The 19,847-nt window shown below is 58.7% G+C and carries 12 protein-coding genes and 1 pseudogene; 12 read left to right on the top strand and 1 reads right to left on the bottom strand.

Features of this window, described 5'->3' with window-relative positions; all coding sequences use genetic code 11:
• Positions 1-10 precede the first annotated feature (10 nt).
• From QZ460_RS04865 to xylE, 12 genes are all read left to right on the top strand, one after another.
• On the top strand, positions 11-1,453 hold the full coding sequence (locus tag QZ460_RS04865; protein WP_290540461.1) for a RagB/SusD family nutrient uptake outer membrane protein: 1,443 nt from the start codon (positions 11-13) through the stop codon (positions 1,451-1,453).
• A gap of 20 nt (positions 1,454-1,473) precedes the next feature.
• On the top strand, positions 1,474-2,079 hold the full coding sequence (locus QZ460_RS04870) for a fasciclin domain-containing protein (RefSeq protein ID WP_290540462.1): 606 nt from the start codon (positions 1,474-1,476) through the stop codon (positions 2,077-2,079).
• 30 nt (positions 2,080-2,109) lie between these two features.
• On the top strand, positions 2,110-3,657 hold the full coding sequence (locus QZ460_RS04875; protein ID WP_290540463.1) for a hypothetical protein: 1,548 nt from the start codon (positions 2,110-2,112) through the stop codon (positions 3,655-3,657).
• Positions 3,658-3,740: 83 nt separating this feature from the next.
• Entirely contained in the window at positions 3,741-5,552 is a 1,812-nt protein-coding gene (locus tag QZ460_RS04880) for a glycoside hydrolase family 71/99-like protein (protein ID WP_290540464.1), read from the top strand.
• On the top strand, positions 5,549-7,909 hold the full coding sequence (locus tag QZ460_RS04885) for a TIM-barrel domain-containing protein (RefSeq protein WP_290540465.1): 2,361 nt from the start codon (positions 5,549-5,551) through the stop codon (positions 7,907-7,909). Before QZ460_RS04880 ends, QZ460_RS04885 begins: the two co-directional genes overlap by 4 nt.
• Positions 7,906-10,545, top strand: coding sequence for a glycoside hydrolase family 2 TIM barrel-domain containing protein (locus tag QZ460_RS04890; protein WP_290540466.1), 2,640 nt, complete (start codon positions 7,906-7,908; stop codon positions 10,543-10,545). The genes QZ460_RS04885 and QZ460_RS04890 overlap by 4 nt, the downstream gene beginning before the upstream one ends.
• A gap of 5 nt (positions 10,546-10,550) precedes the next feature.
• Positions 10,551-11,438: a sialate O-acetylesterase gene (locus tag QZ460_RS04895; protein WP_290540467.1), complete on the top strand. Its 888-nt coding sequence runs from the start codon at positions 10,551-10,553 to the stop codon at positions 11,436-11,438.
• Between the two features lie 25 nt (positions 11,439-11,463).
• Positions 11,464-12,993: a hypothetical protein gene (locus QZ460_RS04900; RefSeq protein ID WP_290540468.1), complete on the top strand. Its 1,530-nt coding sequence runs from the start codon at positions 11,464-11,466 to the stop codon at positions 12,991-12,993.
• 225 nt (positions 12,994-13,218) lie between these two features.
• Positions 13,219-13,965, top strand: coding sequence for an NUDIX domain-containing protein (locus QZ460_RS04905; RefSeq protein WP_290540469.1), 747 nt, complete (start codon positions 13,219-13,221; stop codon positions 13,963-13,965).
• Between the two features lies 1 nt (position 13,966).
• The gene (locus QZ460_RS04910) at positions 13,967-15,454 is read left to right on the top strand and encodes an FGGY family carbohydrate kinase (RefSeq protein ID WP_290540470.1); all 1,488 of its coding nucleotides are present in this window, start codon (positions 13,967-13,969) and stop codon (positions 15,452-15,454) included.
• Between the two features lie 19 nt (positions 15,455-15,473).
• The gene (gene xylA, locus QZ460_RS04915; protein ID WP_290540471.1) at positions 15,474-16,787 is read left to right on the top strand and encodes a xylose isomerase; all 1,314 of its coding nucleotides are present in this window, start codon (positions 15,474-15,476) and stop codon (positions 16,785-16,787) included.
• Positions 16,788-16,847: 60 nt separating this feature from the next.
• Positions 16,848-18,278 (top strand): D-xylose transporter XylE, encoded by a 1,431-nt coding sequence (gene xylE / locus QZ460_RS04920; RefSeq protein ID WP_290540472.1) that lies wholly within the window; start codon positions 16,848-16,850, stop codon positions 18,276-18,278.
• A 345-nt stretch (positions 18,279-18,623) separates the two neighbouring features.
• On the opposite strand, the pseudogene QZ460_RS04925 reads toward xylE, so the two are convergent.
• A pseudogene (locus QZ460_RS04925) lies at positions 18,624-19,787 on the bottom strand (IS4 family transposase).
• Positions 19,788-19,847: the final 60 nt, after the last annotated feature.

Raw genomic sequence — 19,847 nt, forward strand, 5'->3', positions numbered from 1 at the left:
GCTTACAACAATGAAAAAGATCAAATACATACTTGCAGCCCTCCTGCTGGCCTCGGGGTTCAGTTCCTGCGAGTCGTTCCTCGACGAACAGCCCGTGAGCGAACTCCCCGCCGACCAGATGTGGGTCTCCTCGCGCGAGGCCAAGGCCGGCGTGAGCCAGATCTACGGATTCTTCCGCTCGGCCATGCGCGAGAACTACTTCTACTGGGGCGAATTCCGCTCAGACGACTTCGCACCCGGAGCCTCGACGGCAGCCGTCCAGCAGCGCGTCATCGACAACCAGCTGACCACCGATCTCAACTGCACCAAGTGGACCGCCCTCTATAAGGTCATCAATCAGGCCAACCTTTGCATCAAATACCTGCCGGGCGTCGATATGCCGTCGGTATCGGACCGCAACGACCTGCTGGGACAGGCTTACGGCATGCGTGCGCTGGCCTATCTCTATGCCGTGCGCGTCTGGGGCGATGTGCCCCTGTTCACCGACCCCAACGAAGAGTACAGTCCGGGGATCTACCGCGAGCGCACCGACATGACCCGCATCCTCCGCGAGGTGGTTCTCGAAGATGCCAAAAAGGCCGAGTCGCTGATCGACCGCACGAAGAACAAGGAGCGCAAGCGCATTTCGGTCTACGGAACGTGGGCGATCATGGCCGACACCTACATGTGGCTCAAAGAGTACAGCCTGGCCGATCAGACCATCGAAAAGATGAAGAATGACGCATCGTTCATGGCTCTCGAAACCGACATCAGTTCCTGGAAGAAGATGTTCGCCGAAGAGCTGAACAACAAGGCCGGCGACAACACCCCCGAGAACGACGAATACAGTACCAAGGAGTTCATCTTCGTCGTGCATTTCAACATGGACGAGGTGGGCACCCACGGTTACAGCTACATGTACCAATGGTTCACGGGCTCGGGCAACCGCGCCGCCGTAATGTCACCGACGCTGCTGGCCAAATACGACCAGGAGAAGGACCTGCGCTTCCCGCTGGTAACGAAGAACTATCAATCGGGCTGGGAAATGCGCAAATTCATCTCAGGCGACATCTCCTCGACGCTCAACAAAACCTGCGAAGTGGGCTACCCCATCTACCGCTATTCGGACATGATTCTGCTGCAGGCCGAGGCGCAGGCCCGCCAAAGCAAGTGGGAAGAGGCCCTCGATCTGGTGAAACCGATCCGCACGCGCGCAGGTCTGGAGACCCCCTCTGCCACTGATTTTGCCGACGAGCAGGCCCTTGTGGATTTCATCCTCGACGAACGCCAGCGCGAACTGGTCGGCGAAGGCCGTCGATGGTTTGACCTCGTGCGCACGGGACGCTGGAAGAGCGTCATGGGACCGATCAACGGCTGTCAGGAGGATGGCAACGAGCTCTTCCCGATTCATTTCTCCCACCTGGACCAGAACAAGAAACTGGAGCAGAACAGCTACTATGCAACGAGTAAATAATTTCTAAAACGACCTGTACCATGAAACATATAATCAAGAAATTGTCGTTGCTTCTGGCGGTTGCGCTGACCGCGGCCTGCGGCGACATGAAACTGCAAACCGACGCCGACTACGACCATTCGGTGCTCGACCCCCACATCCCGATGACGGCGTGGGAGTATTTCGAAACCCGTTCGGATATTTTCAGCGAGTTCATGTCGGCCATCGAATACGCCGGCATGAAGGAATACTACACCCAAACCGGCCACGAATACACCTTCCTGGTGCTGACCAACACGGCCGTCAAAGAGTTCGTGAGCACCTATCCCGACAAGTCGAAGATCACCGACTGCCCGAAGGAAGATGTGCAGAACCTGCTGCGCTACCACATAATCAACGGTTTTTACAGCGGCTACGGAGAGCTTCCCGTGGAAGCGATCTTCGTGCTGACGCTGCGCCGCGGCGAAGAGGGTCTGATGACCATGCTCACCCGCAAGAACCCCTGGATGGCCGACGCCGGAGCGATCATTGTGAACGACACGGGCACGAACGGCAACTCTCCCATGCGCAAGTCAGTGAGTTGCAACATCATGCCGACCAACGGCGTGATTCACGTCTTCGACTCCTACTGCTACTACAAGAAATAGGACATGAAGAACTTCAAAACACCGAAAACCATGAACAAGAGATTATTCACAATACTGGCCGGGGTTTTCGCCGTCATGTCGTTTGCAGCCTGCAACGACGACGAGGGAATCGACCCTTCGACTGCCGAACCGACCATCACCTACGCCTACGACACGCTGGAAGCCAACCTCAACGTGGTGGACAACCTGCCTATCGTCGCCATCGTCAAATCGGAAGCCGGACTCAAAAGCGTCTCGCTCAGCATCAACACCTCAAACGGGGAGATGATTCCCGTGACCACCGTCACCGAGTTCTTCAACGCCAAGAGCTACAGCCTCGCCGAGAAGATCAACTACGAGCCGGAATACACCGAGGCCGTGATCGAGGCCGTGGACCGGCTGGATCGCAAGGCCGAGGCGAAGATGCCGATTTCGATCATCGACGTCGTAGAAGCCCCCTCGATCGTCTTCACGCCCGCAAAGTGGCAGTACGACGAAACCGTCGGCGGCGAGAAGCCCCGCACGCACATCGAAGTGAACACCTCGGCTCTATTGCAGTTGATCGAGATCTCCCGTGTGAAGGACTCGGGGCAGGAGCCCTATACGAGTCTGACATTCACCAACGAAGATCAGCAGAAATCTTGGTCTTTCGACGAAATGATCGAGTTCGACGAATTTGACAGAGGCTTCCGGGTCAAGGCTGTCGACAACTACGGACAGATGCGCATCGAGACAATGCAGATCCTGTACAAAACCGTTCCGCCTCCCGTCGTGACCTTCGCCCAGACAACGATCACAGCCGACAAGGACGAGGAAAAAGCTGTCGAGATAGCCATCGAATCGCAGGCCGGCATCGTCAAGGTCGAGTTGTTCCGCATGGAGGGCACGACCGAAACGTCGGTGAAGACCACAACCTACGAGAAGCTCAACAAGCTGAACTATGCCGAGAAGATGCTCTTCACCAACTCCACGTCGGGCGTCAAGGTGATCATCACGGACAATGTGGGCCGCACAACCACAGCGACGACCAAAGCCTCGGTCAACATGTACTATGTCGAGGAGATTCCGGTCACTACGGCCCCGGCGGGCGACGGAGCTTCGGCTGCCGGTGGTGCGAAACGCCTGCTTTCGCTGGGCGGACAGAAAACCTATTCTGTGAAGGAGTGTCTGGAAAACACCGACTTACAGTCACACGCCGACGTCAAGGTCTACTACATGAACGGCAATGCCCAGTCGGTACGCATCTACTCGATGAAAGAAGCCGACGGCAAAAACAAAGAGTATGCATATGACGGAAAGAATATCAATGATTTCAATATCATCAACGACACTCGGTTCCTGAATCTCGGCGATAAATTTGATTTCGAAAACGCCACGGCCGCCGATATTACCGCGATCGACGCCGGAACCATCCAGTCCGTGAACATCAAGGGCAAAGAGGAGCTGATTGGCACCACGATCGCCTTCAAGACGGGTTCAAAATCCTCAGCCGGAAACGGCAAAGTGGGGCTTATGAAGCTCATTTCGATCAGCGAGAAGATCGGCACCAACGCCAACGCCCGCGTATTCACCTTCGCGGTCAAACTCCCCAAGGAGTAGCCAAATTTTCAGAATCGGAAATTCCTCCGGAGCCATTCTCTGGAGGGGTTTCCGTTCTTCGATAAACCGAACAGTTTGAAACGATGACCCCGTTACGCATTTCACTCGCAACTGCGGTGCTGCTTCTGCTTCCAATGGCAGTTCCGGCGCAGAACGGCAAGAAAATCTACGCCGACTACCACGGCGTCCGCTACACGCGCGCCCACGACGGCAAATTAGGCCGCTGGGAGATGCACGCCGAAACCTCCCGGTCGAAAACCGGACGCAAGAGGCTCTGCTACAACGCCGATTTCATGGACACAGAAGGGCGCCACGATATCGCCGCCGCGGCCTATCCGCAGGCAGGCATGCAGTCGAACCTCGACCCCGACTACATCGAATACCAGATTCTCACGGCCAAGGCCGCCGGCATCGACGGATTCTTCATCGAATGGGGTTTCATGGACCATGAAAATGACAAACTGCTGAAAGCCATGCAGCCCATGGCCGCGAAATACGGTTTCGAAATCGGCGTCAACTGGTGCGACGGCTGGCTCTACTACGACTGGATCACCCGCATGCATCCCGAAATCGACACCCGCGAAGCCAAGACCGAGCATTACGCCCGCTGCTATCAGTATCTGGTGGACAACGTGCTGTCGGGCCCGACAGCCCCGACCGTCAGTGGACATCCGGTCTTCTACCTCTTCGGCCCGGGTGCCAAGCCCGCGGAATACGCCTATGCCGCCTCGAAAGTCCGCCTGCCCGAAGGCATGCCGCAGCCCGCCGTGTTGCGTCGTTGGGCCGAGTGGGGCACGCTCGAAGAGAACCGCTACGTCCCCGTGCGATGGAGCCCCGAGATCCAGTCCTGGAAAGAGTTGGGGATGATCCCCACGGCATGGCTGCCGGCCCGCGTGCGCCCGATGGATGCCACACACCCCCACTGGGACCACTACGCCCAACCGGATGACCTCATCGAATTCATGAAGCCGTTCCGCGACTCGGTGTGGATGAGCGCCAATCCGGCCTACACCGTCAAGTCGGGATTCGTCATGCCAGGCATGGACAACCGCGGCTGCGCCGGCTGGGGCGGACAGCATTTCTACTACATTCCACGGGACGAAGGTCGCACCTACGAACGCATGTGGGAGTTCAACATGGCCTCGCGCGACAGCCTCGACATGGTATTCATTGCCTCGTGGAGCGACTACACCGAAGGGCACGAGATCGAGCCCACGGTGGAGAACGGCGACCGCGAACTGCGCACGACGCTGCATTACGCCGCGCAGTTCAAGGAGATGCCGGAGGACGCCTCGGGTATAGCGCTTGCCGCCCGGCTCTTCGGCCTGCGCAAACGAAGCGAATACCTCGCTGCGGCACGCCGCAAGACGACCGAGGCCAACACCCGGATCGATGCCGCCGCCGCGGCGCTCGCCAAGGGAGCCTATGCCGAAGCCACGGAACAGCTCTCGGCGGTGGAAACGGCTGTCGACGCACTCGAAAAGACTCTCAAAAACCGCACACTGGATGTTCCGGAATCGGAACTGCGTTTCAGCAGCGACGCCGTGTATGGCGTCCGGTACGCTTCGCCCGAGCTGAAAGTCTACCTACCCGAGACGGCTATCCGCTCGCTGATCGCCGCGCGCACCCACATGGGATATGTCGAATTCGAATACTTCGACGACGCCCCGACGGGAGATTTCATCTTCCTCTACTCACGCACCGAACGCCAGCCCAAGAACCTCTTCGCCACAGTTGCCAAATTCAAGACCGACGGTTCGGGCACATGGAAACGAGTGCGGGTCGAACTGGCCCCCGAAAACGTACTTTATGCCACGACGCCTGGCTTTACGCTGCTATTCAAAGGCAAACTAAAACTGCGCAACGTGAGCTTCCATTACACCCTCAGCCGATGATGCGCCGTCTCACCACCCTGCTGCTGACCGCCGTCTGCGCCGCGTGCAGCGGCCCCTCGCGCGACGGCAATGCCTTCACGTTCGACGAGGCGGGTATGACCTACCGCGTCGAGTTCCGCACGGAAAACATCGTGCGCATCCTCGCCCGACCGGCCGGATCGCCCCTCGAGACGCGACGGCTGGTCGTAGATTCCCCGCCGGCAGCTCCCGTCGCGGTGCACCGCGAGGCCATCGATCACGGCCATGCATTCAGCACGCGGCAACTCCGGGTGGTCTTCGACCGCACGCGGGGTCTCTTCTCGTTCCGCGACGCCCGTACGGGAGTCCTGATACTCGAGGAGACCGCCCGTTCGCTCCGTCCCGACACCGTAGGCGGCGAGGCGTGCCATGCCGTGACCCAGCAGTTCGCCGGAACCGACGACGAAGCGTTGTACGGACTGGGCCAATATCAGACGGGAATACTGAACTACAAACGCGACACGGTCTTGCTGTTGCAGGCCAATAAGGACATCGTCAACCCCTACCTGGTCTCCACGCGTGGCTTCGGCCTGCTGTGGGACAACTACTCGGCCTCGGAGTTTCGCGACGGAGGCAACACGTTCGAATTCGCGTCGGAGGTGGGCGACGCCATCGACTATTGGTTCGTCTATGGGGGCGATCCCGCAGGATGCGTGCGCGGCTACCGCACGCTGACAGGTGAGGCGTCAATGCTTCCGAAATGGGCCTTCGGATTCTGGCAGTCGCGCGAACGCTACAAGACCGCCGACGAACTGACCCGCGTGGTCAGCGAATACCGTCGCCGGCACATCCCGATCGACGTCATCGTACAGGACTGGGAGTACTGGGGCGAAAAACCCCGGTGGAATGCCCTCCAATGGGACTCCGTGCGCTACCCTAACCCCAAAGCCGCCATCGCCCGGCTGCACGAGGAGTACGGAGTGCGGCTGCTGGTGTCGGTCTGGCCGGGATTCGGTCCCGAAACTGCCGTATTCCGCGATCTGGAGGCTGCCGGAGCATTGTTCAACGAACGGACGTGGGCCGGGTACAAGGTCTTCGACGCCTACAACCCCGCAGCACGCGACATCTTCTGGCGCCACTTCCGCACGGGACTCTTCGACACCGGCATCGACGGCTGGTGGATGGACGCCACCGAACCCTCGTTCCGCGAGGGATTCACCCAGCGCAAACAGGAGGCCCGGACCAAATCGGCCGGGAAGACCCATTGGGGTGCTTTTCACCGCTATCTGAACACCTATTCGCTGGTGTGGACGGGAGACCTCTACGGCCGCCTGCGCGCTGCGGCTCCCGAACGGCGTCCGCTACTCTTCACCCGCTCGGCATTCGCCGGGCAGCAACGTTATGGAACGGCCGTGTGGTCGGGCGACATCATCGCCTCGTGGGAAACAATGAAACGCCAGCTGGCCGCGGGTGTCAACCTCGCAGCGTCGGGATTCCCCTACTGGACCTTCGACACAGGCGGATTCTACGTCACCGACAACGGCGGCATCTACCCCCGCGGACTGGCTGACCCAGCCTACAAGGAGCTCTACGCCCGGTGGTTCCAGTTCGGGGCCTTCCTGCCGATCTTCCGTGCCCACGGGACCAACGTTCCGCGCGAGGTGTGGCAGTTCGGCGACGAAGGCAGCATCTGGTACCGCAACCAGATCGAATACATCAACCTGCGCTACCGACTGACGCCCTACATCTACTCCACGGCTTACGATGTCGCCACGAACGGCTGTTCGTTCATCGCAGCCGCAGGCATGTCTTTCCCCGAAGACCGCACCGTCGCGGCCTACGAAGAAGCCTATCTGTTCGGTCCCGCACTGCTCGTGCGCCCAGTCTTTGAGCCGATGTCCGCCGGGGCCCGGACCCAGTCGGTCGCAACGCTGCTGCCGCGCCACGACGGCACATGGTGGTACGACTTCTTCACGGGCGAGGCTTTCCGCGGCGGGAAACATGTCACCCGGACGTGCAGCCTCACGGAACTTCCGATCTATGCCCGGGGCGGCTCGATCGTGCCAATGGGCGTGGTGAAGGAGTCGGTTATGGCCGGTCCCGACCGGGAGCTCGAAATCTGTATCTATACCGGGGCCGACGCCCGCTTCACACTCTACGACGACACCGGAGACGGTTACGGCTACGAGCAGGGCGAATACGCCCGCTGCACCCTCCACTGGTCCGAGACGGATGCTGCGCTGCGCATCTCCACACGTGAAGGCTCCTACCCCGGCATGGCGCAGGAGCAGAGGCTCCGCATCCGGGTCTTCCGCCCCGGAGCAAAACCCGCAGAACAGACAGCCCGCTACACGGGCGAACCCCTCGAATGCAAATTCCAATCAACCGAAAACCGATGAAACACATCCGAATCATTCTCAGCCTGACGCTGTTTCTGACCGCCGCTTCGGTCGCGGCACGGGTCAAATACACGATCAACGACGCCTGGCGCTTCACGCAAGGATCACCCTACAACGCCTTCCAACCCACGGTCGACGATTCGGCGTGGGAGGTGGTGAATATACCCCACACGTGGAACGCCGAGGACGCCACAGACGATGTTCCGGGATTCTACCGTGGCCCGGCGTGGTACCGGAAACGAATTGTCCTCCCGGACGGCGCCACCGACAAACAGGTCTACCTCTGCTTCGAAGGGGCCAATCAGGTCGTGCGGCTCTACGTCAACGGCCACTACGTAGGGAAGCACACGGGCGGCTACACGCGCTTCGTGTTCGACATCACGAAATATATCGTCCCGGGCTGCGAAAACCTCTTTGCCATCGAGGTGGACAACGCCCACAACCCCGATATCCCGCCCCTGTCTGCCGACTTCACCTTCTTTGGCGGCATCTACCGCGACGTGAGCCTGCTTCTGACTGACAAGGTGCACGTGGCGCCAACCGACTTCGGGTCGCCGGGTGTCTACCTCTCGACCCCCAAAGTCTCGGCCGAACAAGCCACGGTCGAGGTGCGGACATTGGTGGCCAACGACGGCCTGGAAACCGTCCGGGTGCGCATCAAGCACCGCATCGTCAGCCCCGACGGCCACGAGGTCGCCCACACGGAGGACATGGCGGAAATCGCTGCCGGAAGCAGCTCCGAACAGTTCCGCCGTGACATCACGATCGCCTCGCCCCGGCTGTGGGACATCGACGATCCAAAGCTCTACCGCGTGCTGACGCGCATCGAGACCGAGGACGGGCGCATACTGGACGAGGTTTCCAACCCACTGGGCCTGCGGTGGTTCTCGTTCGATCCAGACAAGGGATTCTCGCTCAACGGCCGACCACGCAAACTCGTCGGCACATGCCGCCACCAAGACTATCTGGGGCGCGGATGGGCGCTGCCCGACGAGATGCACGAACGCGACATACGTCTCATCAAGGAGATGGGCGGCAACTTTCTGCGCGTGTCGCATTACCCTCAGGACCCCGTGGTGATGGAGATGTGCGACCGACTGGGCATCATCACCTCGGTCGAAATTCCGGTGGTCAACGCCGTCACCGAGAGCAAGGAGTTTCTCGAAAACTCGGTACAGATGGTCCGCGAGATGATCCGTCAGGACTTCAACCATCCCTCGGTGATGATCTGGGCCTACATGAACGAAACGCTGCTGCGCCCGCCCTACACTGATGAAGCTCGCACGCAGGAGTATTACGAGGCTATCGAACACGTGGCCCGCACGCTGGAGGAGACCATACGCCACGAGGATCCCTCGCGCTACACGATGATAGCCTTCCACAACGCCCCGGAGCGGTACGCCGCTGCCCACCTGACGCAAATTCCGATGATCCAGGGCTGGAACCTCTACCAGGGGTGGTATGAAAAGGACATCACGAGATTCGAACGTATCCTCGACCGGCTCCATGCGCAGTATCCGAACAAAGTGCTCCTCGTAACCGAATACGGCGCCGACGTCGATCCGCGCCTGCACTCGTTTTCGCCCGAACAGTTCGACTTCTCACAGGAGTATGGACTGCTCTACAACCGCCATTATCTGGAACAGATAAACAAACGTCCCTTCATCGCGGGGTCGTCGCTCTGGAACCTCAACGCCTTCTACTCCGAGCCGCGCGCCGATGTCGTGCCCCACGTCAACAACAAGGGCATCACGGGCCTCGATCGCGAGCTGAAAGACACCTATCTTTTCTACAAGACCGTACTCAACCGCACCCCGCAGCTCATCATCGGCAACCGCGAGTGGCGAAACCGCAGCGGCGCAGACGACGGCACGGGCCGCTGCACACAGCCCGTTCCGGTCTTCTGCAACCAACCGTCGGTGACCCTCACACTCAACGGCCGCAAGATCGGCACCAAGCGTCCGGAGCAAGGTGTGGCGATGTTCAACGTGCCGTTCACCGACGGCGAGAACCGCCTCGTAGCCCGGGCCGGAGCGCTCACCGACGTCCTGACCATCGGATTCCGACTGGCGCAGGCGTCGCCCGAACGATTCACCCAACTGAACGTCATGCTCGGCTCGCCGCGCTATTTCGACGACCGCGAAGCGGGTCTGGCGTGGATTCCCGAACAGCCCTACACCCCGGGCGGGTGGGGATATGTCGGCGGCGAAGTGTTGCGGCGCTCCAAAGCCGGATGGCTCGGCAGCGCATTCGACATCCTCGGCACGAAGAATGACCCCGTGTTCCAGACCCAGCGCGTCGGCATCGAATCGTTCCGCGCCGACGTGCCCGACGGCACCTACTCGGTCTACCTCTACTGGGCCGAACTCGAAGCCGTCCGGCAACGCGAAGCTCTGGCCTACAATCTCGGGGCCGACGGCGCCCAGCAACAGTACACGGAACGCCGCTTCGACGTCACGGTGAACGGCCGAAAAGTGCTCGAAAACTTCTCGATCGCCGCCGAAGCCGGCTTCTCGCGGGCGATGGTCCGCAAAGTGGAGGTTATCGTGTGCGACGGCCAGGGCCTGAGCGTCGATTTCGGACGCATCGAGGGCGAACCCGTACTGAACGCCATCCGCATCTACCGCAAGTACTGACGCCCATGAAACGCACTCTCCTGCTGGCACTGGCCCTGTGTCTCGCCACCGCAGCCTGCGCCCATCCCGACACGGTCTACGTAGCCCACGGAGCCGCACACACCCCGCGCGTCAAACTCGCGAACGGAGATGCCGTAGAACCCCGCTCCATGCCGGGCGATACGCTCACTACCGACGGCGTTTGCTTCGTGCGGCTGCCGCGCCTGCGGCTCGTACTCTGCATCGGGCAATCGAACATGGCGGGCCGGGGGTCGATGGATGCCGAGGCCGCCGCCACGCTCCACGGAGTCTATCTCTTCAACGACTCCGCCCGCTTCGAACGCGCCGCGGAGCCGATGAACCGCTACTCCACCATCCGCAAGGAACTCGGCATGCAGCGTATCGGCCCCGTCGGGAGCTTCGCTGCTCGCTATGCAAAGGCCACGGACGCCCCGGTGGGCGTCGTGGTCAACGCCCGCGGCGGCTCGTCGATCGACAAGTGGCTGCCCGGCTCCGACACGAACTATCTGGCCAAAGCCGTCGAACGCATCCGCGCCGCAGGCGACTGGGGCGACGTCGTGGCCGTACTGTGGCATCAGGGCGAGGCCGACTCGGCACACCCCGAACGTTATGGAGCCAAGTTCTGCCGCCTCGTCACAATCCTGCGCACGGAGCTCGACAACCCCTCGCTACCGGTGATCTTCGGCGAGATCGCCCACTGGAACTGGACGAACCGCGCCGCGGGAACGGCTCCCTTCAACGCCATGCTCCGCAGCCTGCGCATCCCGCACACAGCATGCGTATCAACCGAAGGACTTGCGCCGATGAAGGACGAAACAGACCCGCACTTCTCGGCCGCCAGCCAGCGCGAACTGGGACGCCGCTACGCCGAGGCTCTGCTGAAAATCCGATAAACCAATATCCTAACCTACACTTGCAATGAACAGAATTTTCAGAATCTTCCTTTTCGCGGCCGGAAGCCTCGCGGCGGCCGCATCCTGCACCGACGACACAACCGGAGACAAATCATCCGGAAAGCCCGATCACGACGACCAACCCGAATACAGCTACACGACGGTCGAATATCGCAAGATCCAGAGCGGCAGTTTCAAGCCATGGACCACGGCTGACGCCACGGAGACCCGCACGGTCAAAGGCATGAACTGGTTCTCGCCGGTGGACGGGCACGTCGAAACGGCATGGGGCGGGCGTCTCGACTACGACGAACCCGTCTCCATAACAGGCTCCGAGGGCTATTTTCGCGTGGGCAAGGCCGGCGGCCGCTGGTATTTCCTCGATCCGGACGGTGGAGCCGTCATCCTGCACGGCACGCAGCACGTGCGCCCCGACACCTCGGCCGAGCATGCGGCGGCATTCGGCAGCAAATTCGGCAGCAATGCCAAATGGAGCGCTGAGACGGGCGCAATGCTCGCCTCCTACGGTTTCAACTATATCTCCTACGGCTCGAACCGTATCGAACGCTTCCCGGACGACATGCGCGAAAACCTGCTCAACCCCGGCCAGCGCAAGATGGCCTATGCCGAAAACCTCTACCTGCTGCGCACCTTCATGTGGGACATGAGCGCCAACCTGGGCTACGCCTTCGAGGACGGCACCTACAATCGCCTCGTGCTGGCGTTCGAACCCACATTTCAGGACTACGTCGAGAACGTCGCCCGCGAGAAATGCGCCCTGTTTGCCGGAGACAAACACTTCGTGGGCTACTACCTCGACAACGAGCTGCCTTTCGTGGCCTACGAGAATGCCAACGCGGTGAAAGGTGTCGAGCTGAAGCACTTTCTCGCCCTGCCCGACAGGTACAAAGGCGCTCGAGACTTCGCCAAAACCTTCATGGCACAGGAGGGTATCGCCTCGGCGGAGGCCATCACCGAGGCTGACCGCGAGAAATTCCGCTCGGCCGTCGCCGACCACTACTTCAAGATCACGAGCCAGGCCGTCCGCAAGGCCGATCCTCAGCATCTGATCCTTGGCTCACGCCTCCACGACTGGAGCAAGTACACGCAGGGAATCGTCGAAGCCTGCGCCCGCTACTGCGACGTGGTGTCGGTCAACTATTACGCCCGCTGGCAGCCCGAACCCGACTTCATGGCCAACCTCGCCGTGTGGTGCGCCAACAAGCCCTTCATCATCACGGAGTTCTATGTCAAAGGCGCCGATGCCAACTACAAGGGTCACACCTACACGAACACCAACGGAGGCGGATGGCTCGTGCGCACGCAGAGAAATCGCGGGGAGTTCTACCAGAACTTCTGCCTGCGGCTGCTCGAAACGCGCAACTGCGCCGGATGGATGCACTTCGAATACAACGACGGCTACGGCGGCTCGACGGATTCGAACAAGGGTCTCGTGTCGGTGGAGTACACCCCCTATGCCGACTACCTGAACCTGGCCCGGGAACTTCACACGAACCTCTACCCGCTGGCCTCCTACTACGACGCGGAACGCTGATTCATGCCCGGGGTGCAAACGCATGCGCCGGCCGGAATTTCGCGGCCCGATACGCGGGATTCCGGTTAGCGTAATTCCGGACCTAACACTACTGCCCCGCAATCGCCCCTCAGCTCCTCTGACAGGCACTTTGCAGCGGTATGGTTAGCGTACAAAAGACAATAAGTTTGGATTTACCTTTCCGAATGGATAATTTTACCATTGTAACCTAAACCTGCGACCATCATGTCCATCCAGATGAATCAATCTCTGTCGGTAGACTGCGCCGTCTTCGGCTTCAACGGGAAATCGCTCAAAGTGCTGCTCATCGAGCGGCGCTACTACAAGCCCGACACCCGCCTCGACAAGCTCAAACTACCGGGGGCCATGATCCTCGAAAACGAGACGTTGCCCGAAGCCGCCTACCGCGTCCTCGAAGAGGCCACGGGGCTCAAAAACGTCTACTTGAAACAGATGGACATCTTCTCCGACCCCAAGCGTGTGGCCGGCGAGGAACTGGAGTGGATCAACCGCTACCACGGTATCCAGACCGACCGGGTGGTCACCGTCGGCTACTACGCGCTGGTGAAACTCGACAACTGCACCATTGCCTATACGACGGCTAAAGGGGCACAATGGGTCGATGTAGACTCGATTCAGCGGCTGGCCATGGACCACAAGGCAATCCTTTCGGCGGCCCTCACGATGCTATGCCGCGAGATGTTGCAATCGCCGGTGGCCTTCGAACTGCTGCCGCGCAAATTCACGATCCGGGCGTTGCAGAACCTTTACAGCGCCGTATTGGGCATTGAAATCGACAACCGCAACTTCCGAAAGAAGATTCTGGCCTCGGGATTCCTGACCCCCACCGCCGAAAAGGAGCAGGGCGTGGCCCACAAACCCGCACAATACTACACGTTTAACAAAAATGCCTACAAAAAGGCTCTGAAAGACAAGCTGAAACTAGGATTCATAAACAACTGGAGATATTGACATGAAAACTTTAGGCATAGACATAGGTTCATCTTCGATCAAGGTGTCACTGCTGGACGTCCCGACGGGCGAATGCGTGGCATCGGCCACCAATCCCGCGGCGGAGATGCCCATCGAGGCGCTCCGAAGCGGCTGGGCCGAACAAGAGCCCGAAATGTGGTGGCAATACGTCCGCGAAGGCATCCGCCAAATCGCGGAGAAACACCCCATGCGCGAGGTGGCGGCCATCGGCATCACCTACCAGATGCACGGCCTTGTGGCGCTCTCCGAAGAGGGGGAACCACTGCGCAAGTCGATCATCTGGTGCGACTCCCGAGCCGTCGGGATCGGCGCTGAGGCCCTCAAAGAGATCGGCCGGAAGTTCTGCCTGGAGCACACCCTCAATTCGCCGGGCAACTTCACGGCATCGAAACTGGCGTGGGTAAAGCGCAACGAACCCGAGATCTTTGCGAAGATCCACAAATTCATGCTCCCCGGCGACTACATCGCCTACCGCCTTTCGGGGCGGATGTCCACCTCCGTCAGCGGACTTTCGGAGCAGATTCTCTGGGATTTCAAGGAGGAGCACCGCGCGGACTTCGTGGCCGACCTATACGGCATTCCCCATGCAATGATCCCCGAAGCCGATGTCTCGGTCGGCATTCAGACACACACCAACGCCGAAACGGAGCGCGAGCTGGGCATCCCGGCCGGCACGCCCATCTCCTACCGTGCGGGCGACCAGCCCAACAACGCCTTTTCGCTCAACGTCATGGAGGCGGGCGAGATCGCTGCGACAGGAGGCACGAGCGGCGTGGTCTACGGCGTCACGGACATCCCGAAGGCCGACCCGCAGTCGCGCGTCAATACGTTCGTCCACGTCAATCACACGCCCGAGAACCCGCGTTACGGCATTCTGCTCTGCATCAACGGCACGGGCATCATGAACTCGTGGATACACCGCAATGTCACGCAGCAGACGATGGACTACGCCGCGATGAACCGTCTGGCCGCAAGCGCCCCGGCAGGTTCCGAAGGAGTGCTGGTCGTCCCGTTCGGCAACGGCGCCGAGCGCGTACTCGGAAACCGCTGCACGGGGGCCAGGATCGTCAACATCGACCTCAACCGCCACACCACGGCTCACATCCTGCGCGCCGCGCAGGAAGGCATTGCCTACTCGTTCCGCTACGGCATCGACATCATGCGGGGGCTGGGCCTCTCGCCCGATGTCATCCGTGCCGGACAGGCCAACCTGTTCCTCTCGCCGCTATTCCGGCAGACGCTGGCGACGCTCACCGGGGCCCGCATCGAACTGTTCAACACCGACGGAGCGCTGGGTGCGGCACGCGGTGCGGCGCTGGGAGCCGGGCTTTACAAAACCCGCGAAGAGGCTTTCGCCTCGCTCCGCCGCCTGGAGGTTGTGGAACCCATCAAGACCGACCGAGAGGCTCTCGAAGCGGGCTACAGCGCTTGGGTCGCAGAAGTCGAACGAAAAATTCAAAATTCATAATTCAAAATCATCTACTACTATGGCAACGACAAGCTACTTCCCCACGGTGGAAAAGATCAAGTTCGAAGGCAAGGCTTCGAAAAACCCTATGGCATTCCGCTACTACGATCCCGAGAAGGTCGTGAAGGGCAAAAAAATGAAGGATTGGTTCAAGTTCTCGATGGCATGGTGGCACACCCTCTGCGCCGAGGGAGGCGACCAGTTCGGTGGCGGGACCAAGACCTTCCCGTGGAACGTGGCGGCATGCCCCGTCGAGCGTGCCAAGGCCAAGATGGACGCCGGATTCGAGTTCATGCAGAAGATAGGTATCGAATACTACTGCTTCCACGATGTGGACCTGGTGGACGAGGCTGCCACGACCGAGGAGTATGAGAAAAACCTCCGGGAGATCGTCGCCTATGCCAAACAGAAGCAGGCCGAGACCGGAATCAAACTGCTGTGGGGCACGGCCAACGTCTTCGGACACGCCCGCTATATGAACGGCGCCTCGACCAACCCCGACTTCGATGCTGCGGCCCGCGCCATGTTGCAGATCAAGAACGCCATCGACGCCACGATCGAGCTGGGCGGCGAGAACTACGTCTTTTGGGGCGGGCGCGAAGGCTACATGTCGCTGCTGAACACCGACATGAAGCGCGAAAAGGAGCACATGGCCACGATGCTTCGCATGGCCCGCGATTATGCCCGCTCGAAGGGCTTCAAGGGCAACTTCCTGATTGAGCCCAAACCGATGGAGCCGATGAAACACCAGTACGACGTAGACACGGAGACCGTGATCGGATTCCTGCGCGCCCACGGGCTCGACAAGGATTTCAAGGTCAACATCGAGGTTAACCACGCCACGCTGGCCGGCCACACCTTCGAACACGAGTTGCAATGCGCTGTGGACGCCGGGATGCTGGGATCAATCGACGCCAACCGCGGCGACTACCAGAACGGCTGGGACACCGACCAGTTCCCGATCGACCTCTACGAAATGGTTCAGGCCATGATGGTCATCGTCCGCGGCGGCGGCCTTCTGGGCGGCGGCACGAACTTCGACGCCAAAACCCGCCGCAACTCGACGGACCTCGAAGACATCTTCATCGCCCACATCGCCGCGATGGACGTAATGGCCCGAGCGCTGCTGATCGCCGCCGATGTCCTCGACAATTCTCCCTACGAGAAGATGCTCGCCGAGCGTTATGCCTCCTACGACAAGGGCGAAGGTAAAGCCTTCGAGGAGGGCAGACTTACGCTCGAACAGGTCGCCGACTACGCCCGCAGACACGAACCCGTGCAGCAGAGCGGCAAGCAGGAACTCTACGAAGCGATCGTGAACATGTATATCTAACCGTTCCGGGGGCGCGGCCGCAATGCCGCCCCCCGGAATTTCTGAAAACCCTACGAACCTATGACTTCAAACCAACAAACCGGCAGTCGCCCCTACCTCTTCTCCATCGTTCTGGTGGCGATCATCGGCGGACTGCTCTTCGGTTACGACACGGCCGTCGTGTCGGGCGCCGAACAGGCCCTCGACCGGTTCTTCCGAAGCGCCGCGGACTTCACCTACACGTCGTGGATGCACGGATTCACCGCCTCGAGCGCGCTGATCGGCTGTGTCATCGGCGGCACCCTGTCGGGCCTGCTGGCCTCGCGCTTCGGCCGCAAACGATCGCTCGTCATGGCGGCGGGACTCTTCTTCATCTCGGCCGTCGGATCGTGGTGGCCCGAGAGCGGCATCCTGCCCTACGGCGAGGCCTCGCTTCCGCTGCTGGTGTCGTTCAACATCTACCGCATCATCGGCGGGATCGGCGTCGGGCTGGCTTCAGCCGTCTGCCCGATGTACATCGCCGAGATCTCCCCGGCGAAGATCCGCGGCACGCTCGTCTCGTGCAACCAGTTTGCCATCATCTTCGGCATGCTGGTCGTCTATTTCGTCAACTACCTGATCCGCAACAGTCTTGGCGACACGTCCGAAGCCATACAGACCGCCATGGTCCAGATCGGCTGGCGGCGAATGTTCCTCTCTGAGGCGTTCCCGGCAGGCGCCTTCTTCCTGCTGATCATGCTCGTACCCGAAACCCCTCGGTTCCTCGCCTTGAAGGGTTGCGACGTCAAAGCTTTTGCCGTGCTCGAACGCATCAACGGCACGGTCGAAGCTCGCTCGATACTCAATGAAATCAAGGTCACGGTGCACGAAAAGCGAGAGAAACTCTTCGCCTACGGCACGGCCGTGATCCTGATCGGCATTCTGCTGTCGTTCTTCCAACAGGCCATAGGCATCAACGTCGTGCTCTACTATGCCCCGCGCATCTTCGAGAACATGGGCGCTTCGGGCGACACCTCGATGCTCCAGACCGTCGTCATGGGCATCGTCAACATCATCTTCACCGTCGTGGCGATCTTCTCCGTTGACAAGGTTGGCCGCAAGCCGCTGCTCATCATCGGGTCCACAGGCATGATGATCGGCATGGCGGCCCTTGCGGCACTGTCGTTCACCGACACGATCGGCATCGCGGCGCTGGTGTTCATCATCATCTACACCGCATCGTTCATGATGTCGTGGGGACCGATCTGCTGGGTGCTCATCTCGGAGATCTTCCCCAACACCATCCGGTCGCAGGCCGTGGCCATCGCCGTGGCGGCACAGTGGATCTCAAACTTCCTCGTGTCGGCGACCTTCCCGTCGCTGAGTGCCTGGAGCATCGGCAGCACCTACTGCATCTATGCCCTGATGTCGCTTGTCTCGGCCCTCTTCGTCTGGCGATGGGTCCCCGAAACCAAGGAAAAGACCCTCGAAGAGATGTCCTCCCTGTGGAAGAGCGATGGCACTTCGCGGTAAACACACCCCGCATCGGAAAGCCCCTTCCTTTTTCAGACGACGCTGCAACCTATCCGGTTGCAGCGTCGTCTCTATTTACACCCCCAAATGCAATGTCGGGAGTTTCGGTATTATTCAGTATCGGCATTGAGGATTTGATCAGATGCAAGGGATCTCCAGTAGCAAGGCAATAAGATTCATTCTCTATTCAATTCATTTACCATTAAAAACCCATCCTCTGTTTCCTTTTTACTTTGATATAATGTTTAATGTATTGTTTATAACCTATTAGTTTTTTATATAAAAAGATTTTTAATTTTAGATGTGGAAACATTAGTGTCCAATAAAAATGGACGAGTTAAAAATTTAATCCAAAAGTCCTTCGAAAAGTGGACAATCGAGTTCTTTGACATCATTGAAATTAGTCTTATCGAACAGGTCCCGCAAGTGAGTTTTGTCCGTGAGAGAGATGCTTAAAATCTGTAAGACTTCATAGGTCGAGCGTTTCAATTGCATATCGTGTTGGACAATAGCCACAAGACAGTAAGTGATAATCGCTACACTGATTTGAATACGGATAGCATTTTCCGTTGTACCCCAGAATCTTTTTATCTTAAGATGCTGCTTCAGCCATTTGAAAAATAGCTCGACCAACCATCTTTTCTTATAGAGATTGGCAACGTCCAATGCAGAAATCTGTTTTGCATTCGTCAGGAAAGTGAACTCACAGTCATCCTCTTCATCGTAGTAACGAATGAGTCGGAATGACTCAGGAGACTTCTTCTCCGAGAGATAACCAGTCAGTTTCACCTGAGCATCGATCAGTACATTCTTAGGCACTCTTCGCTTCCACTTAACCATTGCGCAATTCAAGTTCATCTTAGCTCTGACTACGAAAAAGGAACCTGTAAGGTGTATTCTATATAGTTCCTTAAAAGAGTCATAGGCTCTGTCGAATATATAATAAGCATTTGGTTCATAATGGATTGAACACATCGCTGTAGAGGCGTGCTTTGATGCTGTGGTTACAGTATAGAAGGCGGGGACTTGTGCTTCAATGTCATATAAGACATGAGCTTTGACTCCTCCTTTCTTCTTTCGGAACTTCGCCCATGGAAATGTGGCCAGACATAACGGAATGGTTGTTGAATCAAAAGCATACTTCCTTCCTGGAATTTCCAAAATGTTGGTTGCCCGCTTTTCACAAGCTTCCTTCATCGTATAGAATGCGAAGTCTTCGAAGATTCTGTAATCACGATTCTGATTAGCATAAGCGAGAGTGGCTTTGGCAATAGGATTTCGTCACAAACCAAGATGATATTGTTTGGCTCGATGCGCTTCAAAAGCAACAATTAAGTCACGAAGACTCTCGCGATTGCTCAATTGTCCGAACATCATAGCAAGTAACTGATTCCAGCAAGTGAATTGTTTCACGTAACGATTTCCATCATACTTGCGAACGAAGTTGTTGAACTGAGTTCTGTTCAGAAAAGCGGTAAGTTGAGCGAATACGTATTTGTCTTGATTCATAAGCGGCCTTCAATTTGACCGTAAAACTACAAATTCAAATCCGTTTCATTTCAAAATACC

It is taken from the genome of Alistipes sp. (genome assembly GCF_020026455.1).
Taxonomy (GTDB): Bacteria; Bacteroidota; Bacteroidia; order Bacteroidales; family Rikenellaceae; genus Alistipes.